The 21,415-nt window shown below is 59.4% G+C and carries 21 protein-coding genes and 2 pseudogenes; 16 read left to right on the top strand and 7 right to left on the bottom strand.

The annotated features are described in order from the left end of the window. Nucleotides 1–203: 203 nt before the first annotated feature. Nucleotides 204–377 (bottom strand): annotated as a pseudogene (locus G9Q84_RS29440) (protein-methionine-sulfoxide reductase heme-binding subunit MsrQ); the annotation flags it as partial. 196 nt (nt 378–573) lie between these two features. Between G9Q84_RS29440 and G9Q84_RS24175 the strand changes: the two are divergent. Genes G9Q84_RS24175 through G9Q84_RS24165 form a run of 3 tightly spaced genes read left to right on the top strand, consistent with a single transcriptional unit; the run spans nt 574 to nt 3,317 of the window. Further along, nucleotides 574–2,067: a hypothetical protein gene (locus G9Q84_RS24175; protein WP_181644202.1), complete on the top strand. Its 1,494-nt coding sequence runs from the start codon at nt 574–576 to the stop codon at nt 2,065–2,067. Nucleotides 2,068–2,121: 54 nt separating this feature from the next. Continuing rightward, complete coding sequence (locus tag G9Q84_RS24170; protein ID WP_122755891.1) at nt 2,122–2,862, top strand: hypothetical protein; 741 nt, start codon at nt 2,122–2,124, stop codon at nt 2,860–2,862. 8 nt (nt 2,863–2,870) lie between these two features. Further along, entirely contained in the window at nt 2,871–3,317 is a 447-nt protein-coding gene (locus G9Q84_RS24165) for a hypothetical protein (protein ID WP_122755890.1), read from the top strand. Between the two features lie 2 nt (nt 3,318–3,319). Here the strand turns inward: G9Q84_RS24165 and G9Q84_RS24160 are convergent, their stop codons facing one another. Then, nucleotides 3,320–3,604 carry a hypothetical protein gene (locus tag G9Q84_RS24160; RefSeq protein ID WP_032885648.1) on the bottom strand — a complete coding sequence of 95 codons (285 nt, stop codon included), beginning with the start codon at nt 3,602–3,604 and terminating at the stop codon, nt 3,320–3,322. An 18-nt stretch (nt 3,605–3,622) separates the two neighbouring features. Beyond that, complete coding sequence (locus G9Q84_RS24155; RefSeq protein WP_122755889.1) at nt 3,623–4,519, bottom strand: hypothetical protein; 897 nt, start codon at nt 4,517–4,519, stop codon at nt 3,623–3,625. 198 nt (nt 4,520–4,717) lie between these two features. On the opposite strand from G9Q84_RS24155, the gene G9Q84_RS24150 reads away from it, so the two are divergent. Then, nucleotides 4,718–5,047: a hypothetical protein gene (locus G9Q84_RS24150; RefSeq protein ID WP_122755888.1), complete on the top strand. Its 330-nt coding sequence runs from the start codon at nt 4,718–4,720 to the stop codon at nt 5,045–5,047. Nucleotides 5,048–5,053: 6 nt separating this feature from the next. Here G9Q84_RS24150 and G9Q84_RS24145 read toward each other — a convergent pair whose 3' ends face one another. Beyond that, nucleotides 5,054–5,689: a LysE family translocator gene (locus G9Q84_RS24145; protein WP_122755887.1), complete on the bottom strand. Its 636-nt coding sequence runs from the start codon at nt 5,687–5,689 to the stop codon at nt 5,054–5,056. A 127-nt stretch (nt 5,690–5,816) separates the two neighbouring features. Here G9Q84_RS24145 and G9Q84_RS24140 point away from each other — a divergent pair, with 127 nt between their 5' ends. The 3 genes and pseudogenes from G9Q84_RS24140 to G9Q84_RS24130 all read left to right on the top strand — a co-directional run bounded on the left by G9Q84_RS24140 (nt 5,817) and on the right by G9Q84_RS24130 (nt 7,686). After that, nucleotides 5,817–6,188 (top strand): PH domain-containing protein, encoded by a 372-nt coding sequence (locus tag G9Q84_RS24140; RefSeq protein WP_032885644.1) that lies wholly within the window; start codon nt 5,817–5,819, stop codon nt 6,186–6,188. 146 nt (nt 6,189–6,334) lie between these two features. After that, nucleotides 6,335–7,465, top strand: a pseudogene (locus tag G9Q84_RS24135) (colicin E3/pyocin S6 family cytotoxin). Then, a complete protein-coding gene (locus tag G9Q84_RS24130; protein ID WP_095186397.1) occupies nt 7,462–7,686 on the top strand; it encodes a pyocin S6 family toxin immunity protein in 225 nt (74 codons plus the stop codon). The pseudogene G9Q84_RS24135 and the gene G9Q84_RS24130 overlap by 4 nt, the downstream one beginning before the upstream one ends. Before the next feature lie 223 nt (nt 7,687–7,909). On the opposite strand, the gene G9Q84_RS24125 is transcribed toward G9Q84_RS24130, so the two are convergent. Beyond that, a complete protein-coding gene (locus tag G9Q84_RS24125; protein WP_095186396.1) occupies nt 7,910–9,289 on the bottom strand; it encodes a sensor histidine kinase in 1,380 nt (459 codons plus the stop codon). Then, a complete protein-coding gene (locus G9Q84_RS24120) occupies nt 9,286–9,948 on the bottom strand; it encodes a response regulator (protein WP_032885641.1) in 663 nt (220 codons plus the stop codon). The genes G9Q84_RS24125 and G9Q84_RS24120 overlap by 4 nt, the downstream gene beginning before the upstream one ends. A gap of 147 nt (nt 9,949–10,095) precedes the next feature. Between G9Q84_RS24120 and G9Q84_RS24115 the strand changes: the two genes are divergently transcribed. The 5 genes from G9Q84_RS24115 to G9Q84_RS24095 are packed head-to-tail and all read left to right on the top strand — an operon-like array spanning nt 10,096 to nt 14,803. Next, a complete protein-coding gene (locus G9Q84_RS24115) occupies nt 10,096–10,362 on the top strand; it encodes a PepSY domain-containing protein (protein WP_032885640.1) in 267 nt (88 codons plus the stop codon). Next, nucleotides 10,362–10,907: a cytochrome b/b6 domain-containing protein gene (locus G9Q84_RS24110; protein WP_181644201.1), complete on the top strand. Its 546-nt coding sequence runs from the start codon at nt 10,362–10,364 to the stop codon at nt 10,905–10,907. The genes G9Q84_RS24115 and G9Q84_RS24110 overlap by 1 nt, the downstream gene beginning before the upstream one ends. Before the next feature lie 22 nt (nt 10,908–10,929). After that, nucleotides 10,930–12,198: a sialidase family protein gene (locus tag G9Q84_RS24105; RefSeq protein WP_095186393.1), complete on the top strand. Its 1,269-nt coding sequence runs from the start codon at nt 10,930–10,932 to the stop codon at nt 12,196–12,198. Further along, complete coding sequence (locus G9Q84_RS24100; protein WP_122680690.1) at nt 12,198–12,782, top strand: hypothetical protein; 585 nt, start codon at nt 12,198–12,200, stop codon at nt 12,780–12,782. The genes G9Q84_RS24105 and G9Q84_RS24100 overlap by 1 nt, the downstream gene beginning before the upstream one ends. Then, nucleotides 12,782–14,803: an LTA synthase family protein gene (locus G9Q84_RS24095; RefSeq protein WP_122755885.1), complete on the top strand. Its 2,022-nt coding sequence runs from the start codon at nt 12,782–12,784 to the stop codon at nt 14,801–14,803. The genes G9Q84_RS24100 and G9Q84_RS24095 overlap by 1 nt, the downstream gene beginning before the upstream one ends. On the opposite strand, the gene G9Q84_RS24090 is transcribed toward G9Q84_RS24095, so the two are convergent. After that, a complete protein-coding gene (locus tag G9Q84_RS24090) occupies nt 14,804–15,178 on the bottom strand; it encodes a c-type cytochrome (protein WP_099602192.1) in 375 nt (124 codons plus the stop codon). Between the two features lie 276 nt (nt 15,179–15,454). Here G9Q84_RS24090 and G9Q84_RS24085 point away from each other — a divergent pair, with 276 nt between their 5' ends. The 4 genes from G9Q84_RS24085 to G9Q84_RS24070 all read left to right on the top strand — a co-directional run bounded on the left by G9Q84_RS24085 (nt 15,455) and on the right by G9Q84_RS24070 (nt 21,295). After that, a complete protein-coding gene (locus G9Q84_RS24085) occupies nt 15,455–15,835 on the top strand; it encodes a response regulator (RefSeq protein ID WP_122755884.1) in 381 nt (126 codons plus the stop codon). A 194-nt stretch (nt 15,836–16,029) separates the two neighbouring features. After that, nucleotides 16,030–16,644, top strand: coding sequence for a biliverdin-producing heme oxygenase (locus tag G9Q84_RS24080; protein WP_122680693.1), 615 nt, complete (start codon nt 16,030–16,032; stop codon nt 16,642–16,644). After that, on the top strand, nt 16,641–18,884 hold the full coding sequence (locus tag G9Q84_RS24075; protein ID WP_122755883.1) for an ATP-binding protein: 2,244 nt from the start codon (nt 16,641–16,643) through the stop codon (nt 18,882–18,884). The genes G9Q84_RS24080 and G9Q84_RS24075 overlap by 4 nt, the downstream gene beginning before the upstream one ends. 512 nt (nt 18,885–19,396) lie before the next feature. Then, nucleotides 19,397–21,295 (top strand): alkaline phosphatase D family protein, encoded by a 1,899-nt coding sequence (locus G9Q84_RS24070; protein WP_122755882.1) that lies wholly within the window; start codon nt 19,397–19,399, stop codon nt 21,293–21,295. Nucleotides 21,296–21,415: the final 120 nt, after the last annotated feature.

Below are 21,415 nucleotides of genomic sequence, written 5' to 3'. Positions count from 1 at the left end.
ATCTCTCATCAGCGGGAGGCGAATTCTACAGCGTTACACGCTGCTGTCAACACCTCTTTTTCAACTTCCTTTTGGCTTCGATGAACTGAAGCAACTTACTGCCGAAAACCGCGTAACTCATTGTTTACCAAGTAGTTTTCCGTTTCGATTGCGCCGGAAGTGGGGCGAATTATAGGCTTCCAGAATCTGCGGTCAAGCGTTAATTACGCTTTTGTTGCAGAAGGTGCTTTTTTCGCAATAAGCCGGGGGATTCGGCGCATCACCGGCGGTACACGCAACACCAGCAGCAGCGCAGCTATAGATAGATGCATAGATAGCCCACTCCTGTGATCAGCCCGCAAGATCCAAAATATATCCAGCAGCCCCACCCCAGCAATGCGCGCCCGGCGCACAGACTTAGCTCCCCTCACACTGAATCCGCGCAGACCTGATAAGTCCCGCTATCAATCGCCTGACGCAAGGGCGGGCGCATAACCGCCGGGTGGAATGGATATTGGAGCGGTGAGCAGCGGGGTTGTTTTTAGCGCGCAGGAACAGTGATCATCGCCCTCCCCCCTGAAAGAACGGTTGGCGATGCTGAACATGGACGATCTGCTGGCCAGCCCTGACGAGCGCACCCTCAAACGCCAGTACGCCAAGCTGCTCAAGGTAACGCGGCCGGACGTTGATCCCGTCGCCTTCCAGCGTCTGCGAGAAGCGTACGAGCGGGCGTTGCAGCGACTGCGTGCCGGCGACAGCCTCGTCGCCCACGCCCTCCCCCCTGCTGCGGATGAACAAGCAATGGCGCTGCTGGCCGAATTCGATGACTGGAAAGTCGACGAATGCTGGGCCCGCGCCGTGGCACAAGGGTGTGCCGCCGACTTTGAACAACTGCTGTTCCAGCGTTGCGTCAACGCACCCGACCGGCATCTACCGCTGTTGACCTGGGGCGTTGAAAAACGCCAATGGCTCACGCCATGGCAGCAAATAAACAGCGGCGGTTTTCCCCATCAACGCCTGGTCCACGCACTCAAGTGCGCGCTGTACGACGATCTTGAAAAATACCTGGCAGACGCCCAGCCTCGAGCGTTCTTCGAACGACTGGAGCGGGCATGCCGCCAGGGCTGGCTGGTTGACCTGACCCATCACCAGGCGTTGCAGGTGCAGGTGTTGCACCTGTTCACGGTGCAAGAAAGCTGGTCGCCGACTCTTTTCCAACAGGTCTGCCAGCTGTTCGCCTGGGACGCTGGCGCTGCGGTGCCTATCGATCAAGCGCGGTGGCAGGCCCTGGTCCGGCGCAGCGAGCAATACGTCTGGCTGAACGCGTTGCGAGATCAGGCGCAACAACCGGGTGCGGCGGCGTTGTTTTTGATGTGTGCAAAACCCGCGCAGCAAGCGCAATTGGCCGCCACGTTCGGAGAAGCCGATTGGCAGGCCTGCGAGCAACTGTCCGCAGCCTTTTCCACACGGTTCCCCGACCTGCTGGGCTTGCTCCCCAATCACAACCCGTGGTTCTGGCAGGCCCTCGTCGGCTATCGCCCCACCCGCCACGGCCTGAAACGAGCCACCGCCGTCCTTGCAACCTGCCTGGCGTTGGGTAGTCTCTCCAGCCGATTCGCACTCGGCCCGACCTTATTGATGCTGCCGCTATACCTACTGGGCGGCTGGTTGATGGCCCGCGTCGGCCAGTGGCTGCTGACCTACTGGACCGTCATGGCCGAGAGCCTGCAAGACCTCGACCAACGCGTCAGCCGCTGGTGTGTGCGCCGCAAATGGATCCCCGACCGCCGCTATCGGGTGATCCGCAACGGCGGTCCATTAGTAGCGCTGGGTTTTGTCGTGTGGCAATGGCTTGGGTGGTTGGGGCTTGCTACCTACGCAGTGACCGGTTTGATCGGCGTGCTCCAGCCGGCACGCTGGGCACCTGCCGAGTATGAGTACCGCTGGCGGCGACCGTTGCAGGCGATCTATCGGATTGCCGGGCTGAGTGCGCTCCAATGGCTGTTTTGCGCAGTAATGGTCGCGGTGATTGCGTATATACAGTTGGAATTGCCCGGCACCGCGCTTACCCGAGGGGCATGGCGTTAACATGCCCGTTACCTGATTTTTTGCGTTGATATCCACGATCAAGGAAGACACCCCATGACCAATACGCTCTCCCAAGACTTCACCCAAATCCCCACAGGCATGCAGCCCTTTCCGGCGATTGAAGACGTGTTCGTCGCCGATCAACTGGAACTGGCCAAGCATCTGCATCCGCTCTTCAGCCTTGACCTGAGCCAGGTGAATCCCGAATGGTCGGGCGTCGTGCACATGCTGAGCCCGTTGGAGCCCTATGAGAGTCTTGTCGGCGAGCTGACCGAATGGGACGGCTTTCACGGTGACCTGCTGAAAACCAACTGGATCGGATTTCAGCTTGAGCAGGGGCGATACCGCCTATGCGGCGACCCGCGCTACTTCTTTCTCCATGCAGGCAACGCGCAACTGGCCGACCCTCACCCCGGAGCGCGGGCGGACCTGGAGCGTCACTGTGCTGAGCAACACCGCGCATTTGCCCGCACGGTCGAGCGGTTCAACACCCACGGGGTACTGGCGCGCGAAGACGGCGAGCCGCTGGATGCGGTGGAGTTTGTCACCCAACTGGGCGGCGAAGTCGACGGCTTGGCTAACTGGGTGGAGTCGGTGGAGTTTCCGATGCAGATCATTGAACTGGACCCCGACCGTGGCGATTCGAACGTGTATCCCTTGAGCCCGGCCGGCAACCGGTTTTTCCACGTCGCCAGCGTGCCCGGCTGGCATTACCGCACCGCGGGGGCCGACTTGATCGTGATGTTCTACGAGCCGATTGAAGGCATGGTGTTATTTACCTTCGACTACAGCTGAGCAAAGTGATGACTCAACGGACCAAAACGCTTCTCGGTTGGGCCTTTCTAACCTGCCTGGCAGTGCTGTTGGCTTACGCGCTCGTACATAAACCGCAATTCCCGTCGCAAATAGTCCTCAAGCAAGCGTTCATACCCGGGCAGTGGGTGTACATCGTGCAAGACGCGAGGAACGCAGGGGAGCCCAAAAGTCTGCGGTTCTACGCAGACGATTACGAAAGCAGCGACGAGGTGATGAAGGTGCGCCTGGGCAAGAAGCCACCGTTCCTTGTTTCGGACACCGACTTGCAGAATGTAGTGATCGAACGGGTCGCCAATGGCCTGTACATCAAACTCGATGGTGCAGTCGAGGTGTACCGAAGCAACCTCTACCTGGCCGATGGCGACACGTACACCACGCTCCGCGTCAATCTGGAACAACGCGACACGCGGCCGCCCTTGCCGAGCGGCCGGTAGGTTTATTTCAACAGGGCGATCAGCGCACAGACCACGGTGATCACCAGCGCCGGCCACTGCATCGGCATGAAAAAGAAGTGATGGCGCACCCCATCAGCGTGCGGATGCCGATTGAGCACGAAGCCCAGCACCACGTTGATCGCCGAGCCAACACCCGCGCCTATCAGGAACTGCATCAGCGAGACATTGCCTGGCTTGACGCTGGGATCAGGCCACAACCCCATCAACAACAGCACCATGGCCACCGGAGTGAACAGCGTGAGCCAGCCTGCGCCGCGATAAATCATCGTTTGATACTCCTGGGCTTAGGCCAACTCACGGGCTTGTTCTTCAACCGCAAACACCACATCCAGGGTGTTGAGGAACAGATCATGGCTGAGGATGCCGGTGGCGATGGTCGACAGCACGGGCTTGCCGCTGTCGTCCTTGACCACCACGTTCTCGGTCCAGGCGTTGAGGTCGACGGTGCGCAACGATGCCATCGGCACTTTGCGGCCCTGGTACTCAAGGAAGGCGGCGCTGACCAGAATTGGCGTCGTGGTGATCTTGAGGAAGTTGCCGCTGACCCGCTTGCCCCAGACCTGCGCAGTGCTGATGCAATTGAACGTTACCGCCCCGCCCGCCTCCAGCGTCGCCGCCACCGCCGGCAGGCGTGCGCGTACGTGCAGTTCACGCACCAGTTGCTGGAAATCGTGAAAGCCCTTGAGGGTCTCGATCACCCGGTGAAACGGTTCCGAAGCATTGCGGCGATAGGCAACGTTGGTAACCATACCGGTCAGCACGGTTTGGCCGGAGCCGAACAGATACAGGTCCTCGATATCGGCAAAGGCCGTGTATTCGCGCTCATCGTTCACGAAGCGCTCGATGCCATGCTCGTACACGTCATAACGGGGCGCACGCAGCTTTTTGTGCCAGGCGTAGACCGCAAACATGCTCAGGCCGATCACCGCCAGCAAGGCGCTGGTGGCATAAAACACCATAAGCGGGTCGCTGAAATTCAAGGTCATGCCGCGTGACGTCTGGAGAGTGACGGGGCCATTGTTGCCCTGCGGCAGGATGGTGCTCAGGTACAGCACAAACCCGGCCATCCCCAGCATCACAGAACCAAAGATCAAACTGACCACAAGAAAGGCTTTGCCATGACGGAAGCTGGCGATCAGCTCACCAGTATTGGAAGGCGATTGAAAAGGGGATGAGGGCATGGGGGCTTGCGTCCTTGTAAGTAGATAAAGCGGGCTGCTTGGGTGCGCTTGGCACGGCGAGTTGGAACATGGCCAATTAGTATCGTTCCTTGTGCAGAGGCCTTAATGTGATGCACGCCGCAAAGTGGGCCAGGTCTTTTTTTTCACACACAGAACAGTGATCATCCCCCTCCCCCCGTATGTTGAGGAACCAAGACCATGGAATTGACGCTGGAAGCTGTGGCGCTTTTTGCACTCAAGTTGGTGCATGAGGTGGACGGTGGCAGCCCGGTTTTGCGGGATGATCCGGTGATGGTTGGCTATGACAGGGAGGTGTTTGGGCTGTTGGTGCGGCAGGGGGATTTGGCTGAAATCTTGGTGAAGATTGATGACTGTGCGGGCCAGGCTTTGATGGCGGTGGGCGGTGCCGACACAGTACTGGGACGTGAACTGCAACGGCTGGCGGCGGCTGTGCAAAATGCCCATCAACTGGATCAACTGCCCGAGCCGTTAACCACCCTCAAGGATTATCTGAAAGACATCCAGTGAGGCGACCTACCGCCGACCTTCCACCGCCATGCGCGCCGCCAACCCCATCAGCACTGAGCCCATCAGCCAGCGCTGCACCACTTGCCAACCGGGCCGGGTGACGAAAAACACCGCAATGGAGCCCGCCAGGGTGGCAATCACCGCGTTGACACCCACGCTGATAAAAATCTGCGTAAAGCCCAACACCAGTGATTGTGTTAGCACACTGCCATGGCCGTTCGGGTCGATGAACTGGGGCAGCAACGACAAATACATCACCGCCACCTTAGGGTTCAGCAGGTTGGTCACAAGCCCCATTGTGAACAGCTTGCGTGGGCTGTCCTTGGGTAAATCGCGCACCTGAAACGGTGAACGCCCGCCCGGTCTGATCGCTTGCCACGCCATATAGGCCAGGTACAACGCCCCACCAAACCGCAGCGCGTCGTAGGCAAACGGTACCGCCATGACCAACGCGGTAATTCCCAACGCCGCACAAAGCATATAAACCAAAAAACCCAACGCCACGCCGCCCAGGGAAATCAATCCAGCCGTACGGCCCTGACAGATCGAGCGGGATATGAGGTAAATCATGTTCGGTCCGGGCGTCAGCACCATGCCGAGGGAGATCAGCGCATAGGCAAGCCAGCTGGATAGTTCAGGCATGGTGCGGCTCCGGTTGTTGAAACATCTGGGCAAGGTTGTAAGGTTGGTCGCCATGGTAGGGCGTTCAAAATGCCCGCGTTAGATACAGATCCACGAGCAAATCGGCATACACCCACGAGGCAGGCCCATGATCGACTTCAACAACAAAGGTTTCTTCAAGCTCAAACAAAACAACGAATACGCCGAACGCGTAGCCGCCCTGCTGCTGGACGGCGAGGAAGTGGTCGACGCCTACAAAGCCATGCGCGACGGCGTAGTGTTTACCACCAAGCGCATCATCGCCGTGAACGTGCAGGGGATTACCGGGAGCAAGAAGGACTTCACGTCGCTGCCGTATAAAAATATCGTGGCGTACTCGGTGGAAACGTCCGGCACGTTTGATCTGGATTCGGAGTTGGAGATTTACTTTTCTTCGCTGGGGAAGGTGAAATTTGAATTTACGGGGAAGACGTCGATTGTTGAGATTTCGCGGTTGATTTCCAAGCACCTGCTGACCTGATCAGCAGGTAAAAATCAAAATATTCGAAACGATAGCGCCCTTCTGACCCCTGTCTCGTTTTCCCACACCCATCATCGAACAAATCCGACTTAGTCCGCTCATACCCCTCTTAGGCTCACGTCCCCGCACAAGGAGGTGAGCCTGTCATGTCAGAGCGCGCATACCCTCTCACCGAAGAACAACAACTCAAACAGCGAATCCTGACACCGCAACCGGCACGGCCTTTTTCGCCACCGCTCCATCTACTCGACCGTCCTCCCGCGCCAGCCCCCTCCCCCACCAAGCCTCCCGGCTGCGTATTCACCAAACCCTGCCAACTGCCCGACGGCATCACCCACTACGCCGATCCCAGCGGTTTCGTACCGCTGGAGTTGGTCAAGGAATACGGACATTTCAGCCTGCTGGGCGGGCGTGAAGTGGACGCTCGGGGAACGGTCTCGCTGCGCAAGATCAGCGGAAGCGCATTGCCCGTTGGCTTGGGGCAGTTGGCGTTGCGTGCAGCGGTGTTGGAGTCGGCAGCGACTGCTGTCGGCTCTGTAGCCGGGGCGTTGTTGACGGGGTTAGTGGCGTTGGCTTGGCCATCGGCGCTGGGTGATAGCGCGCTGTACAGCGATGAGCAATTGCGCTCGATGCAACGGGCGCGCTCACAGATGCGTTTGCATGTTGAGCAGTTGGAGGGCGGCACGCTCAAGGGCTATGGGTTTTACACCGGCAACAATGCCGACTGGCAGATGATCGATGTGGTGCAGTTGCAAAGCCGTGGCGATCAGTTTGTGGCGGATTTGGGCCAAGGTGTGGAGCTGATCTGGACGCCTGCGGTTGAATCCGGGGGACGCCCTGGGAATCCCAGCGTTGGAGGCTGCACCGCAGGCGCCGGTAATTTGGATTTACCCGCCAAACCAGAAGGCTGCGCAGATTTTGGTGAACCCGGTTTATCCGCCGGAATATCGGGATTTTATTCTGGTGTTCCCGGTGGAGTGGGGGGTTCGGCCGTTGTATGTGGTGGTCAGTGTTCGGGCTGGGGATCATACCTATCACCCCAAACCAAAACTCCTAGCTGCATTTCCGAAAGCCAAGTGGGCTCGCTCGAAAACTCCAATGACGGGGGTGGCCAACGCCCAAGATGGAAAGATCCCGATGGAACGATCTATGAATGGGACGCTCAACATGGCGCTGTGGAAAAGTACTCCAAGCGCGGAATTCATCTCGGCGAGTTCGATCATTTGACCGGTAACCAACGTAAGCCAGCCAAGCCTGAAAGGACGGTAGAACCATGAACCACTCAGTTATGGGCGTTTTGCCTAACGAGGACTTTGCGTCCTTTGAACAGGCGCTACCTCTGTCCACTCAAGACCTGATGGACATTATGGGGTGGGAGAAACTGGAGGATTGCGTATTTGACTATCTATTGACGGAAGAACAAGTACTCAAGATAGAAAAAGCGATTGCTCTAAAGCTGCCCACTCACTTTGACTTATTCCTTACCTCACACGACTAAGTGAGCCAAGGGGCATTCAAACTCCATTCGCCGACTAAAGGCTGACGAGGATCTCCCTGGTGAGCGGGCTTTTTTTGTGGTGAGCGGGCTTGCCCCGCGCTGGGGCGCGAAGCGGCCCTGAAACCAAGCCCTGCGGTTCCTATGGAAAATCTCGGTGGCCGAGTTGGGGCTGCTTCGCAGACCAGCGCGGGGCACGCACGCTCACTACACATGCCCTTTCAGCTCAGGCAGTTGAAGGGCTGCTGTTCTGGATTTCTTCGTTAAAGACCAACCGCGCACACAACCCACCACGCTCCAGGTTGTGCAACGCCAGCCGGCTGCCGATCTTGCCGACGATCATCTCGACAATCGCCAGCCCCAACCCGGCGCCATTGGCATTGTCACGGCTATAAAACCGCTCAAACAAACGCCCGATTTCCGCTTCATCAATCCCCGGCCCCTGGTCCTGCACGCTCAGGCAAAAAGCACCAATCACCACCTTCACCTCGCTGCCCGGCGGGGAAAAGTTGAGAGCGTTGGTCACCAGATTTTGCAGGGCGATGGCCAGTGCCACGGGCTCGGTTTCAACCCAGCATTCTTCGTCACCCTCCAGCACCAGCTCCACACCTTTCTCCATGGCCAGCGGGGTAAGTTCTGCCAATTCTTCGCGTACTAACTCTGTCAATTGCACACGGCTGCGCACAGGGTTGTTCAACTGCGGCTCGATGCGCGCCATGGTCAGTAACTGGCTTCCGATGCGGGTAGCGCGGTCGACACCGCTTACCAGAAATTCCAATGCCTCGCGTCGTTGCTCCACTGTCTCCGCGCTTTGGGCGTTTTGCGCATGGATACGCAGGATCGCCAGGGGGGTGCGCAGTTCGTGGGCGGCGTCGGCGATGAACCGGCGTTCGCGTTCCAACAACTCGTCCACCTGCACCAACAGCCGGTTGAGCGCGGTTTGCATGGGTTCCAGGTCGGAGGGCAGCGGTTTAAGGTGCAGCGGTTGCAAGGTGTCGGAATTGCGTCCACGAATCGACAGTGCCATGGCGCGCAGGGGTTTGAGACCCCAACCGATTAACAGCCAGATCAACACCGTCAGCAGCGGCACGCCGATGAGGGTCGGCCAGAGAGTGTGACGCATGATGCGTTGGATCACGTCTTGGCGGATGTCGTCGCGCTCGCCCACCCAAATCAACAGGCCCTGTTGCGGGTCGGCGAGGAGGAAGGCGCACCAGTCGTTGCCGTTGTCCATGATGTCGTGGGAACCAAGGGTCGCGGGCGGTGCTGCCAGCACCGGCGCTTCGGCTGAGCGTACAAGTAGCTGGCCGTCACTGCGCCACACCTGGAAGGTCAGGCGAGTTTCATAGGGATGGGCCACGCCCTCTTCGCCCACGCGGCTCATGGCCTGATCAAACGCCTGGTACAAGCGGTCCCAATCCGCCTCGCCGGGGTCACGCTGGCGCAGTACGCCTTGCAGCAGGCGCGCGCTTTGGGCGAGTTGGGCGTCGTAGACTTCTTCGATTTCGTGGTGACTGTCGCGCAGCACCAGCCAACTGATCAGGGCATCGCCGAGCAGGATCAACACCAGCACCGGCACGAGGATGCGCGCGCGCACGGAGGTCATGGCTTGAGCACCAGCACATAGCCAACGCCGCGCACGGTGCGTATGAGCTCGGTGGATAACTTTTTACGCAGGTTGTGGATCAACACTTCCAAGGTGTTGCTTTCGACGCGGTCCTGCCAGCCATACAACGCGCGAGACAAGCGCTCGCGGGTCACCACTTTGCCGGGGCGTACCATCAGTTGGTGCAGCAGTTGATATTCCATGGGGGTGACGATGATGTCCTCATCCAGGTAACGCACCTGCTGGGTGGCGGGGTCGAGGTTGACGCCGGCGTGTTCGAGCATCGGTTGCGCGCGGCCCTGGCTGCGGCGCAACAGCGCGCGCACGCGTGCCTTGAGCTCTTCGACGTCGAAGGGTTTGACCAAGTAATCGTCGGCACCAGCGTCCAATCCGGCGATGCGCTCGGCGGTGCCGTCGCGGGCGGTTAGGATCAGCACCGGAAGATCATGTTGCTCGGCGCGCAGTTGCTGCAACAGGTCGAGGCCGTCGAGGCGGGGCAGGCCGAGGTCCAGCAGCAGTAGATCGAAGCTCTCCGTGCGCAACGCATGCAGCGCCGCAACGCCATCCTGCAGCCAATCCAGGGTGTAGCCCTCGGCACCCAAGGCCACACGAATCCCTTGGCCGAGGGCACGGTCATCTTCGACAAGGAGTAGGCGCATAGCAAAATCTCTGTAGGAATCGGCGGCATCATGCCGGGTTATGGCCGGGGCTATTTCAGCAAAGATGTTACGGCTCGTTGCCAACTAAGGTTGCCCTAAGGTTGGTTTTGCACTGTGAAATCTCCCACATTTGCTGAGAGCTTTTCCATGCGCAAAATTCTCCTGCTGTCCCTGATCCTCGCCAGCCCCCTGGCCTTCGCCGGCCCGCAATGCACCACCGCCGAGCGCTCGCAATGGCAAGACGAAAAAGCCTTCCAGGACAAGCTCAAGGCCGAGGGCTACACCATCAGCAAGTTCAAGGTCACTGATGGCAACTGCTATGAGATCTACGGGTTCGACAAGGACAAGCGCAAAGTTGAGATCTACCACGACCCGGTCACCGGCAAGGCCGTGAAGACTGAGATCAAAGGCTGATGCCAGGCGAATCCCTACGCCTGTGGGACCCGCTGGTGAGGCTGTTCCACGCCTCTATCGCCGGGGTCTTCGTCGCCAATTACTTCTTCAACGAAGCCGGCGACGACTGGCATGTCTGGCTGGGTTATTACGCCATGGCCTGGCTGCTGGTGCGAACGGTGTGGGGATTTGTCGGACCGCGCAGCGCACTGTGGGCAGACTTTTGGCCTACGCCAAAAAGGCTGAATGCCCACGCGTGCTCGTTGCTCAAGGGTAAGCCGCAACACCGCTTGGGGCATTCGCCGATTGGCGCGCTGGTGATGCTGTTGATGTTGCTGGCGTTACTCACCGTCGGCGTGAGTGGCTTTTTGATGCAGGAAGTCGATGCCCTCTGGGGCGCCGATTGGCCGCTGCAAGTCCACGAGACCGCCGCCAATGCGCTGCTTGGCTTGGTTTGCCTGCATGTACTGGCTGCCGTGTTTGAAAGTATCCAGGTGCGGGACAACCTGCCGTTATCCATGCTCACCGGTCGCAGGAAGCGCCTGCCGGATGAACGTGCGCAGTAATCCTTTTACCCACAGGTTCCCTATGCGCTCCGCCTTATTGATATGCAGCCTGCTGGCAGTGTTTTTCGCTGCCTGGCAAAGCCATCCGCCCCATGTGCTGGCGCCGTTTGCCCAGACCAGCCCGAACACCGCAAAAGTGGCGGCGCCGGCGCAGTACAGCAGCCGGTTCGTATCCACCCAGCTCACCGACTTTGTGCACTCCTCATCCGTGACCGCCCTGCCCGGCGGCGACTTGATGGCGGTGTGGTTCGCCGGCTCACGCGAAGGTGCCGCTGATGTGCAGGTGCGCACCGCGCGCTTTGATGCACGTACCGGCGAATGGGGCGCCGAACAGGTGCTGGCCACGCGGGAAAGCACCCGCGACGGAACCCAGCGTTATATCCGCAAGCTCGGCAACCCGGTAATTGCCCTGGCGCCGGATAAACGCCTGTGGATGTTTTATGTGTCGGTGTCAGTGGGCGGCTGGGCCACCAGTGCGATCAACGTGATGGTGTCGGATGACCTGGGGGCCAGTTGGACGGCCCCTCGGCAACTGGTGACCTCGCCGTTCTTCAATATCAGCACCCTGGTCCGCGCCGCGCCGGTGTTCCACGCCGACGGCTCCATCGGCCTGCCGGTGTACCACGAGTTCATGGGCAAGTTTGCCGAGTACCTGTACCTGAGCGCAGACGGAGCGGTGATCGACAAATTCCGTATCAGCCGCGGCAAGAATTCCCTGCAACCGACCATCGTGCCCCTGGACGGCCAACGCGCCGTGGCGATGTTGCGCTATGCCGGCGACACCCATCACCGCGTGCTGGCCAGCCGCACTGAAGACGCCGGGCAAACCTGGAGCCAGCCGTACCCGCTGGAACCGGCCAACCCTAACTCGTCGCTGGCGGCGGTGGGCACGGTGGACGATGGGTTGCTGGTGGCGCTCAATGACCTGCAGGACGGCCGCTTCAAGCTCAGCCTCTATGGCACCGACGCCCAGCTCAGCCAGTGGCGCACTGTGGTGCAACTGGACGAATCACCGGACCCGCTCGGCCAACCGTTCGCCCCCGAAGCTTATAAAGAGATCATCGGCGAAGGCTTTCGCGCCTCCAGCGGCGCGCAGCGTTTACCGCTGGAGCAACGTTTTCTCAGCAGCCTCGACTACCGCGTGTGCAAACCCCGTGGCTGCGATTTCGAGTACGAGTACCCGTACTTCAGCCGCAGCCCGGACGGTATGTACCACCTGGTGTACTCATGGAATAACACGTTTATCAAACATGTCAGCTTCAACGAAGCCTGGCTGGCGGAGCGTCTGTGATGGTGTTGCTATGGCAGGCGCATTTGAGTTTTGTGCTGTTGGGGTTTGTGCTGTTAAGCACGTTTCGATTTACCGCCCGATGGCGACCGTGGTTGCTGCCAGTCCTGGTGGTGGTGAGCGTTATCCCGATCAATGAGCTGCCATTGGCGGCCTATGTCCGCAGTTTTACCGATGATTTGGCGATCAGCACGCTGGTGTTGTTGGGGTGGGTTGCGCTCAGCCGTCTGGGCGTGGTGCAGCCGCTGGCTCGACCGCATCAGGTGCAGATGTTGCTGCTGTTTGGCCTGCTGAGCCTGGTGCTATACCCGGCCACGTTAGGCCTGACCTATTTCGACCCGTACCGCTTGGGCTTCAACCCTCGACCGATGATTGTGCTGGTCGCGGTGGCGGCGCTGTTGATGCTGTGGCTGCGCAATGCGCTGGCGGTGTGGATGTTGGTGATCGGCACGCTGGCGTTCGCATTACGGCTCAAGGCCTCAGAGAACTATTGGGATTATCTGGTTGATCCGCTCTTGGCAGGCTACTGCGTAGTCGCTGGATTAATGCAACTCAAACTGTACTGCTTTAAAGAATGGAAAATTTGATGAGTGCGTTGCAATCACGTCGCCTGCGCTACGGCATGGGCGCGATCGGGTTGGTGTTTGTGCTGCTGGCTGCGTTGCGACTGGTGTTTGTGCTGGGTTTTTCCGGCCTTGATGTGACAACCCCGGCGCTGCTGGAAACCCTCGGCATCGGCCTGCGTTTCGACCTGCGCCTGGCGGTGTTGCTGCTGCTGCCGCTGGCGGTGCTGGCATGGCTGCCGCGCTGGAACCTCACCACGCTGCCAGTCCTGCGCTGGCTGGCACGTGCCTACCTGGTGGTCGCACTGGCGATGATCGGCCTGGTGTACATCATCGACTTCGGCCATTACGCCTACCTCGGCGTACGCATCAATGCGACGGTGCTGCGCTACCTGCAAGACGCACAGATTTCACAACAGATGGTGTGGGAAACCTATCCAGTGCTGTGGATAACCGCCTGCTGGCTGGCGGCAGTGGGGTTGTGGGTATGGGCGTTGATCTGCCTGGAGCGCCTGACCCTGGACCGTGCGCCAACCCCCATTAATCGATGGGCGGTGACGTCAGTCTCAGTGGTTGGCGTGGTCGCCGTGCTGCTCGCCCTGCTGGGGCGCGTGGCCAACCTCAACCTGGAAAACCCGGTGCCGCTGCGCTGGAGCGATGCGTTCTTTTCCGGCAACAGCCAGGTGGCCGCCGTGGGCCTCAACCCGGTGCTGTTTTTGTACGACACCCTCAAGGTCGGCCAATCGCAGTTCGATGAAGCCCAGGTGCGTAAGCATTACCCGCAAGTCGCCCAGTACTTGGGGGTGGATCAACCGGACGCCCAGCAACTGAATTTCACCCGCCACCAGGGTGTGCAGCCCTATCGCCTGGCCAGCGAGCGCCCGCTGAACGTGATCTTCGTGATGCTCGAATCCCTTGGCACGAGCGCCGTCGGGGCCTACGGCAACCCGCTCAATCCCACGCCGAACCTGGATAAACTGGCCAGCCAAAGCTGGTTCTTCAAGCACTTCTACGTACCGGTCACCGGCACCGCCAAGACTGTCTGGGCCAGCATCACCGGCGTGCCCGACGTCACCCGCCAGGAGACTGCCACGCGCAATCCGCTGATCACCCGGCAACACACGCTGATCAACGCATTCGAGGGCTATCAGAAGTTCTACATGATCGGCGGCAACGCCGGCTGGGCGAACATCAACGCGCTGATCCGCCAGAGCATCGACGACGTGCAGCTGTTTGAAGAGAGCGACTGGCAATCGCCACGGGTGGATGTGTGGGGTATTTCAGACTTGGACCTGTTCAAGGAAGGTGACGAACTGTTGAGCAGGATGCCCAAGGACCAGCCGTTCTTCGCCTACCTGCAAACCTCCGGCAACCATCGACCTTTCACGATTCCCAAAGACAACGACGGTTTCCAGGTGGCGAACGTGACCCTGGAGCAAGTCCAGGCAGCCGGTTCGCGCAGTGTCGAGCAATACAACGCAGTGCGCCTGCTCGACTACAACATCGGCCGCTTGATGGAAATCGCCAAGGCCGGTGGTTACTACGACAACAGCATTTTTGTGTTCTTCGGCGACCACAACACGCGCATCAGCCAGATCCCGCACATGGCGCCTGCCTTTGAACAGCTGGGGCTGGAAAGCAACAACGTGCCGCTGTTGATCCACGCGCCGGGCCTGGCACCTAGGGTGATCGAACAGGCGGTGGGCCTGGCGGATTTGTTGCCGACCGTTGCGGGCATGGCAGGCGTGCCGTTCACCAATGGCGCCATGGGCCGGGATATCCAACAGCCTGCTCCGGAAGGCGAGCGCGTGGTGCCGCTGGTGTTGCGTGAGGGGACGTTCCCAATCATCGGCGGCGTGACCCAACACTTCCTTTTGCAAATGCAACACGACGGCAGCTCACCGACCCTGCATGACCTGGCCTCAAAGACACCGCGAGAGGATGTGGCAACGCAACATCCCGCAGAGTTTCAGCGTTTGCAGGCGCTGACCCGTGGGCTGCATGAGAGCGCGCGGTTGATGCTGTTCAGAAATGTGCGGGAGTGATTATTTGGGTTGGAAGGTTTCGAGGTAGGCCAGGATGTTGTCGATTTTCTCCTGATCACTGATGCCCCAAAAGATCATCCGCGTACCGCTCACTACCTTCTTCGGTGCCTCGATATAGGCGGCGAGCTTGTCCCGCGTCCAGACCACGCCGGAGTTTTTCATCGCGTCAGAATACTGATAGTCGGTGGTGGTGCCGGCAGGCCTGCCGATGATGCCGTTGAGTTCCGGGCCGAACCCACCGCGCGCCCCTTCGCCGACGCTGTGGCAGCCGCCGCAGGTCTTGGTAAAGAGCTTTCCACCCGCCTCGGCGTCGCCGGCCGCGAGGGCTGAGTGGGCGTTAAGGATCAGGGCGAGGGTGAGCAGGACGTACTTCATGGGAACTCCACATCGGCGAATGCGGGCGATTATGCCTGTTTGTCAGGAACGCATGCCCATCCAGATCAGCGCTTCGGTCCACGCTCGATCAGGGGAGCATTCAGGGTCGACAGCCTTTTGCGTGCATTGCAGAGCACAGGGATCGTGCCGCACCTCCCCGCAAACAAGCAAAATAGACCCTCTGAGTAACCACCCATCGTTTTGGACATATCCAATCGAACCTATCCGATGGTCTTCCACTCCACCTTACTGAACCCTGATGGTGGAGTAACGATCATGGCTCAGCCATCGATTTTAGTACTGGAAGACGACGAGATCATTCGCTCGTTAATGGTGGATGTACTTGAGGATTTTGGGGCTCATGTGACGTCATTTCCTTCGGCGGATGAAGGGATGATTTTTCTGGAGCGGGATGATGAACCGGTCGACCTGATTGTCAGTGATGTTCAGATGCCAGGTTTGCTCAACGGCTATGACTTGAGCCGGGTAGTGGCCCATCGTTGGCCAGAGGTAAAGGTAGTGCTGACATCCGGCAACACTAAGATCGCGGCGCAACTGGGTAGCTCTGTGCGGTTTCTACCGAAACCGTGGAGCGCCGAACACCTGATTGAGTGTGTGCAAACGGCACTGACCCAGCAAAGCCCGCACCTGCATTGATAGCATCGCAACATCACTGAAGCCGAACTTTGGGACAAACACTGCGGTCATTAATGAGCAAGGAGAGACTTTTCTGATCCGCTGGTCAGGCTTTTCGCCTTGTGCGTACAGCCAATGGCCATGAGGTGTGTAGAATCACTGCCCAATTCTATGCGTCATTTATGGCCGGCAGGCCCACAGTTCGAGCTTATTGAATGCATTCACAGGCCCCTGACGGTGGTGTGCCCTCGTTGTTGGAAGCGTTGCGCACAGGCACGGCCCTGCTGCATGTAGCGCTGGAAAAGCGCCTGCCGTTTTTCAGCGAATACCTGGATACCGACTGGTTTCGACGCTTGCTCCAGGCGTATTACGGGTTTTATGGGCCAATGGAAGCCGCGCTGTACGATTGTGAGTTGATCCCTGATGGCTATGACACAGAGCTGCGTGTGAAAACGCCCACTCTGTTGAGCGATCTTCTCGCCCTTGGCCTGAATGACATGGCTATCAACGACCTGCCCCGCTGCACCCAATTGCCGCTCCTCGATACCCCTGCTGCCTGCCTGGGCGCCTTGTATGTGCTCGAAGGCGCTACGCTGGGCGGCCAGGTACTGCGCCGGGAAATGGCTCAGCGCCTGGATCTGGACGCCGATAACGGCGGTGCGTTTCTCAATGTGTATGGCCCTGAGACTGGTCGGCGCTGGAAAGACTTTCTCGACTATCTGGGCCACCAGCCGCTGGACGCACCAGCCAAACAACACGCGGTAGACGCGGCCCGTTCGACATTCCGCTGCTTTGAGCAATGGCTCGACAGCCAGGAGGTATTGCTATGAAACCCGATGATTTTGAAGAGCTGCTTGCCAACTGTGCGGACGAGCCTATTCGCATTCCAGGGGCCATCCAGCCCCATGGTGTGTTGCTGACGCTGTCTGACCCCGGCTTGCAGATCATCCAAGTCAGCGCCAACGTCGCCAGCCTGTTCAATCATGCACCGGAGACGCTGCTGGACCAGCCGCTGCACCGGTTGCTGGGCGCAGAGCACGCTAAGGCTGTGCAACACATGATCGAGCTCAACAACTTTATCGACGCGCCGCCGCTGCACGTTACTTTCAACGGCGCCAAGTTCGATGGCCTGCTGCATCGCCATCAGGGCGTCCTGATACTGGAATTCGAACCCTTGCTGGAGAATTTCCAGCCGCGGGCAATGAATCGTCGCACCAGTGATTTGGGCAAGATGCTGCAACGTTTGCAGGCGGCGAAAACCCTGCAAGCGCTGTACGAAATCAGCGTGCATGAAATCCAAGCCATGACCGGCTACGACCGCGTGCTGATCTACCGCTTCGAAGAGGAAGGCCACGGCCAAGTGATCGCCGAAGCGTCCGCGCCGTCCATGGAACTGTTCAACGGGCTGTTCTTCCCCGCGTCCGATATTCCCGAGCAGGCCCGCGAGCTGTATCGCACCAACTGGTTGCGCATCATTCCCAACGCGGCCTACGAGCCAGTGCCACTGCTGCCCAAACTGCGCCCGGACAATGGTGAGCCGCTGGACCTTAGCTTCGCCACCCTGCGCAGTGTGTCGCCGATTCACTGTCAGTACATGCAGAACATGGGTGTGCTGTCGTCCATGAGCATCTCGCTGATGAAGGGCGACAAACTCTGGGGCCTGATCAGCTGCGGCAACCGTGAACCGCTGCTGGTGCCCAACGAGTTGCGCACCGCCTGCCAGACCATCGGCCAGGTGTTGTCATTGCAGATCAGCGCCATGGAAGCCTTGGACCTGAGCCGCCAGCGCGAGGAAAAAGTCGAGGCCCTGGCGTTGCTGGATCAGGCGATGAAAGCCTCGGCGGACAACGTGTTCGATGGCCTGGCCCTGCAAGGCCAAGTGCTGATGGACCTGACCCTGTCCGGCGGTGTGGCGATCATCGAAGACAAGCAACTGCACCGCTACGGCAACTGCCCGGAGCCGGCGCAGATCCGCGCGTTGCACAAGTGGCTTCAAGAGAGCGGCGATACGGTGTTTTCAAGCCATAACCTGGCCTCCGTCTACCCGCCGGCCGCTGAGTTTCAGCAGATGGCCAGCGGTGTCCTGGCCATGAGCCTGCCTAAACCGGTGGATAACGGTGTGCTGTGGTTCCGCCCGGAAGTGAAGGAGAACATCAACTGGAGCGGCGACCCGAACAAGCCACTGGATCTGGAAAACTCCGACTCTGGCTTGCGCCTTCGCCCACGCACTTCGTTTGAAATCTGGAAAGTGGAAATGGCCGGCATCTCCACCAAGTGGAGCCATGGTGACCTGTTTGCCGCCAATGACCTGCGTCGCTCCGCCCTGGAAAACGACCTGGCACGCCAGGTAGCGCGTGAGCAACAAGCCGTGCGCGCCCGTGATGAACTGGTGGCGGTGGTATCCCACGACTTGCGCAACCCGATGACGGTCATTTCGATGTTGTGCGGCATGATGCAAAAGGCCTTCAGCTCCGATGGCCCACACACGTCGCGGCGGATTTCCACGGCCATCGACACCATGCAGCAAGCCGCCGGGCGTATGAATGTGCTGCTGGAAGACTTGCTCGACACTTCGAAAATCGAGGCCGGGCGCTATGTGGTCAAGCCAGTGGCGCTGGATGTGAGCCAGATGTTCGAAGAGGCTTACTCGTTGCTCGCACCGCTGGCGATGGAAAAAGGCATCGACCTGTCGTTCAGCGCCGAGCCTGATCTGGTGATCAACGGCGACCCTGAGCGGATGTTCCAGGTGCTCTCGAACCTGATCGGCAACGCCATCAAGTTCACGCCGCGCCAAGGCACTATCGGCATCAGTGCCATGAGCAATGGTGAGGAGACCGTGTTTTCGGTGCGCGACTCCGGCGAGGGCATTGCGCCGGAGCAATTGCCCCATGTGTTCGACCGCTATTGGACCCAGACCGAAAACAATCCAACGGGAAGTGGCTTGGGGCTCTACATCACCCAGGGCATCGTCCACGCCCACGGCGGCAAGATCATTGCTGAAAGTGAAGTGGGGCGCGGCAGCGAGTTCCGGTTTACGGTGCCGAACGTAATTGAAAACTCACCTACCTAAACGCCAGCGACCTTGTGGCAAGGGGTCTGTGGCAATAACCAGACATGGCTTGCTCTAGAGAGCGGCCTCAACCTCCGTCATATCTTGCAGCAGGGCGTTTATAGCTCGACGCCCCTCGTCCTCTATAAGTTTGTCGCCACTTCGCTCAACAGGGCGAAGTCACCCTCGACTGATAGAAGGATACTTCCATGCTCGGCCCTATAAATTCTCCCCCTCTGCCTGCTCAATACCCCACTGCACCGCATGACGACGCCCCCCTTCAACGCAATAAGCGCAGCATCGACGGCCCTCAATCGCAGCTCGAACCTCAGGACGCTGACGGTTCGGCGCGCGATGGCCGACACAGGAATACCGGCAGCCTAGACAGCCTGGGCAAGGGCAACTTGCCTTAAACCGTCGTACGAGGGGCAGTGCACTGCCCCTCGTCTTTGTAGGTCGTCGCGTCTTAACAAAACACTGACATCCGTTGCGCTAATCTTTCCGGTTCAACCCTGGCCGGAGCCTTTTACTGCATGCCACATCCCGACACCTTGCCCGCCGTACTCGCCGGCCCTCTGCTGCGGCGCCTGGAACCCCAACGCTTGGTGTTGTGGCTGGTGGGAAGCCGAGCATTAACCCTGACCCTGAGGCTGCAATCTGCCGAGCAGCACCTGGATATCCCGCTGGGCCAGGACCAATGCCAAGTCGTGCAGGTGGGCCGCGAGGCGTTTGTCCATCTGATTGATATACGGCTGCAAAAGGCGCTGCCGCAGGATGTGATCATCGACTATGACTTGCTCGTCGACGGCACCGGCATAGCCCAGTGGGCACCCCACTTGCTGTACGCCAACGCCCAATACCCGAACTTCGTGCTGCACAGCCGTATCCATCAACTGGTTCACGGCTCGTGCCGCAAACCTCACCACAGTGCCGACGAAGGCCTGCTTTGCGTTGATCGCCTGCTGGCCAATGCGCAGAACCCAACCGAGCGCCCGGCCTTGTTGATGATGAGCGGCGACCAAGTGTATGCCGACGATGTCGCCGGGCCGATGCTGCGCGCGATCCATGGGCTGATTGCGCGCCTGGGCCTGTTCGACGAATACCTGGAAGGCGCCGTGGTAGACGATAGCGCCAGCCTCTACGGGCATCACGCCAGCTACTACAACCGCGCCGATCTGCTCCCGGCGCTGGACAGCAACGAGACCCTGCGTGAACGTTTTTTTGGCGGCGTGAAAAAACCGATTTTCACCAGCAGCACCGCCGACAACCATCTGGTGACCTTCGCCGAAGTCATGGCGATGTACTTGCTGGTGTGGTCGCCTGCCCCTTGGAACCTGATCACCCCACAACCGCCGCAACTGAGCGCCGAGGAGTCATCGCGCTATGTGCGTGAGCAAGTGACGCTGGATACATTCCGTGAGGGTTTGCCGGACGTAGCACGGGTATTTGCCCACCTCTCCACCCTGATGATCTTTGACGACCACGACATCACCGACGACTGGAACCTCAGCGCCCAATGGGAAGAAACCGCCTACGGCCATCCGTTTTCCAAACGCATCATAGGTAACGCACTGCTCGCCTACCTGCTGTGCCAGGGTTGGGGGAATAACCCGGATGCCTTTGTTGAGCTGGTGGGCCAAACGCAGACGCTGGTCACCCACACGCAGGACAATCACTTGGACGCGCTCGCGCAGGACCAGTTGGTGGAGACACTGCTGAAGTTCCAGCAGTGGCATTACGTCCTGCCCACAACGCCGGCCTTGGTGGTGCTCGACACCCGCACCCGGCGCTGGCGCAGCGAATTCACGCTCAAGCACCCATCAGGCCTCCTTGACTGGGAAGCCTTGAGCGAACTGCAACAAGAGCTGCTCGATCATCCCTCAGCCATCATCGTCTCTCCCGCGCCGATTTTTGGCGTCAAGCTGATCGAGACCGTGCAAAAAATCTTCAGTTGGTGCGGCCATCCGTTATTGGTGGACGCCGAGAACTGGATGGCTCATCGCGGCGCAGCTCAGGTCATCCTCAACATCTTCCGCCACTCGCGCACGCCGGGTAACTACGTGATCCTCTCGGGCGACGTGCACTACTCGTTTGTCTATGAAGTGCTGATCCGCCACCGCAACGCCGGCCCCAGAATCTGGCAGATCACCAGCAGCGGCATCAAGAACGAATTCCCACCTCGATTGCTGGAATGGTTCGACCGCCTCAACCGCTGGCTTTATTCGCCGCGATCGCCCCTGAACTGGTTCACTCGCCGCCGCACCATGCAGGTGGTCCCCCATATCCCGGAACATGCCGAAGCCGGTGAACGGTTATGGAATTCGGCCGGAATTGGCCAAGTGTTTTTCAACGAGCGGGGGCAGCCTGAGGCTATTTACCAGCACAACGCGGACGGCAACCCTCGGACGAGGATGGTGGCGCCGCAACAATAGCCAATAGCCATCACCCAAAAGCAGCATACCCACTCTATTCAAAGCGTTTAATCCCTGCTGTACAGTAGCCCCAGCCACGGAGTATCGGCGACAACATTGGCAGGCCTAGGCGCCTGCCCA

The organism is Pseudomonas sivasensis, from assembly GCF_013778505.1.
Classification (GTDB): domain Bacteria; phylum Pseudomonadota; class Gammaproteobacteria; order Pseudomonadales; family Pseudomonadaceae; genus Aquipseudomonas; species Aquipseudomonas sivasensis.
The sequence above is the reverse complement of the archived record's forward strand: the minus strand, read 5'-3'. Positions and strand labels throughout refer to the sequence as shown.

Coding starts and splice junctions, on each gene's coding strand:
- G9Q84_RS24175 (WP_181644202.1), top strand. CDS start 574: ATGCTGAACATGGACGATCTGCTGGCCAGCCCTGACGAGCGCACCCTC.
- G9Q84_RS24170 (WP_122755891.1), top strand. CDS start 2,122: ATGACCAATACGCTCTCCCAAGACTTCACCCAAATCCCCACAGGCATG.
- G9Q84_RS24165 (WP_122755890.1), top strand. CDS start 2,871: ATGACTCAACGGACCAAAACGCTTCTCGGTTGGGCCTTTCTAACCTGC.
- G9Q84_RS24160 (WP_032885648.1), bottom strand. CDS start 3,604: ATGATTTATCGCGGCGCAGGCTGGCTCACGCTGTTCACTCCGGTGGCC.
- G9Q84_RS24155 (WP_122755889.1), bottom strand. CDS start 4,519: ATGCCCTCATCCCCTTTTCAATCGCCTTCCAATACTGGTGAGCTGATC.
- G9Q84_RS24150 (WP_122755888.1), top strand. CDS start 4,718: ATGGAATTGACGCTGGAAGCTGTGGCGCTTTTTGCACTCAAGTTGGTG.
- G9Q84_RS24145 (WP_122755887.1), bottom strand. CDS start 5,689: ATGCCTGAACTATCCAGCTGGCTTGCCTATGCGCTGATCTCCCTCGGC.
- G9Q84_RS24140 (WP_032885644.1), top strand. CDS start 5,817: ATGATCGACTTCAACAACAAAGGTTTCTTCAAGCTCAAACAAAACAAC.
- G9Q84_RS24130 (WP_095186397.1), top strand. CDS start 7,462: ATGAACCACTCAGTTATGGGCGTTTTGCCTAACGAGGACTTTGCGTCC.
- G9Q84_RS24125 (WP_095186396.1), bottom strand. CDS start 9,289: ATGACCTCCGTGCGCGCGCGCATCCTCGTGCCGGTGCTGGTGTTGATC.
- G9Q84_RS24120 (WP_032885641.1), bottom strand. CDS start 9,948: ATGCGCCTACTCCTTGTCGAAGATGACCGTGCCCTCGGCCAAGGGATT.
- G9Q84_RS24115 (WP_032885640.1), top strand. CDS start 10,096: ATGCGCAAAATTCTCCTGCTGTCCCTGATCCTCGCCAGCCCCCTGGCC.
- G9Q84_RS24110 (WP_181644201.1), top strand. CDS start 10,362: ATGCCAGGCGAATCCCTACGCCTGTGGGACCCGCTGGTGAGGCTGTTC.
- G9Q84_RS24105 (WP_095186393.1), top strand. CDS start 10,930: ATGCGCTCCGCCTTATTGATATGCAGCCTGCTGGCAGTGTTTTTCGCT.
- G9Q84_RS24100 (WP_122680690.1), top strand. CDS start 12,198: ATGGTGTTGCTATGGCAGGCGCATTTGAGTTTTGTGCTGTTGGGGTTT.
- G9Q84_RS24095 (WP_122755885.1), top strand. CDS start 12,782: ATGAGTGCGTTGCAATCACGTCGCCTGCGCTACGGCATGGGCGCGATC.
- G9Q84_RS24090 (WP_099602192.1), bottom strand. CDS start 15,178: ATGAAGTACGTCCTGCTCACCCTCGCCCTGATCCTTAACGCCCACTCA.
- G9Q84_RS24085 (WP_122755884.1), top strand. CDS start 15,455: ATGGCTCAGCCATCGATTTTAGTACTGGAAGACGACGAGATCATTCGC.
- G9Q84_RS24080 (WP_122680693.1), top strand. CDS start 16,030: ATGCATTCACAGGCCCCTGACGGTGGTGTGCCCTCGTTGTTGGAAGCG.
- G9Q84_RS24075 (WP_122755883.1), top strand. CDS start 16,641: ATGAAACCCGATGATTTTGAAGAGCTGCTTGCCAACTGTGCGGACGAG.
- G9Q84_RS24070 (WP_122755882.1), top strand. CDS start 19,397: ATGCCACATCCCGACACCTTGCCCGCCGTACTCGCCGGCCCTCTGCTG.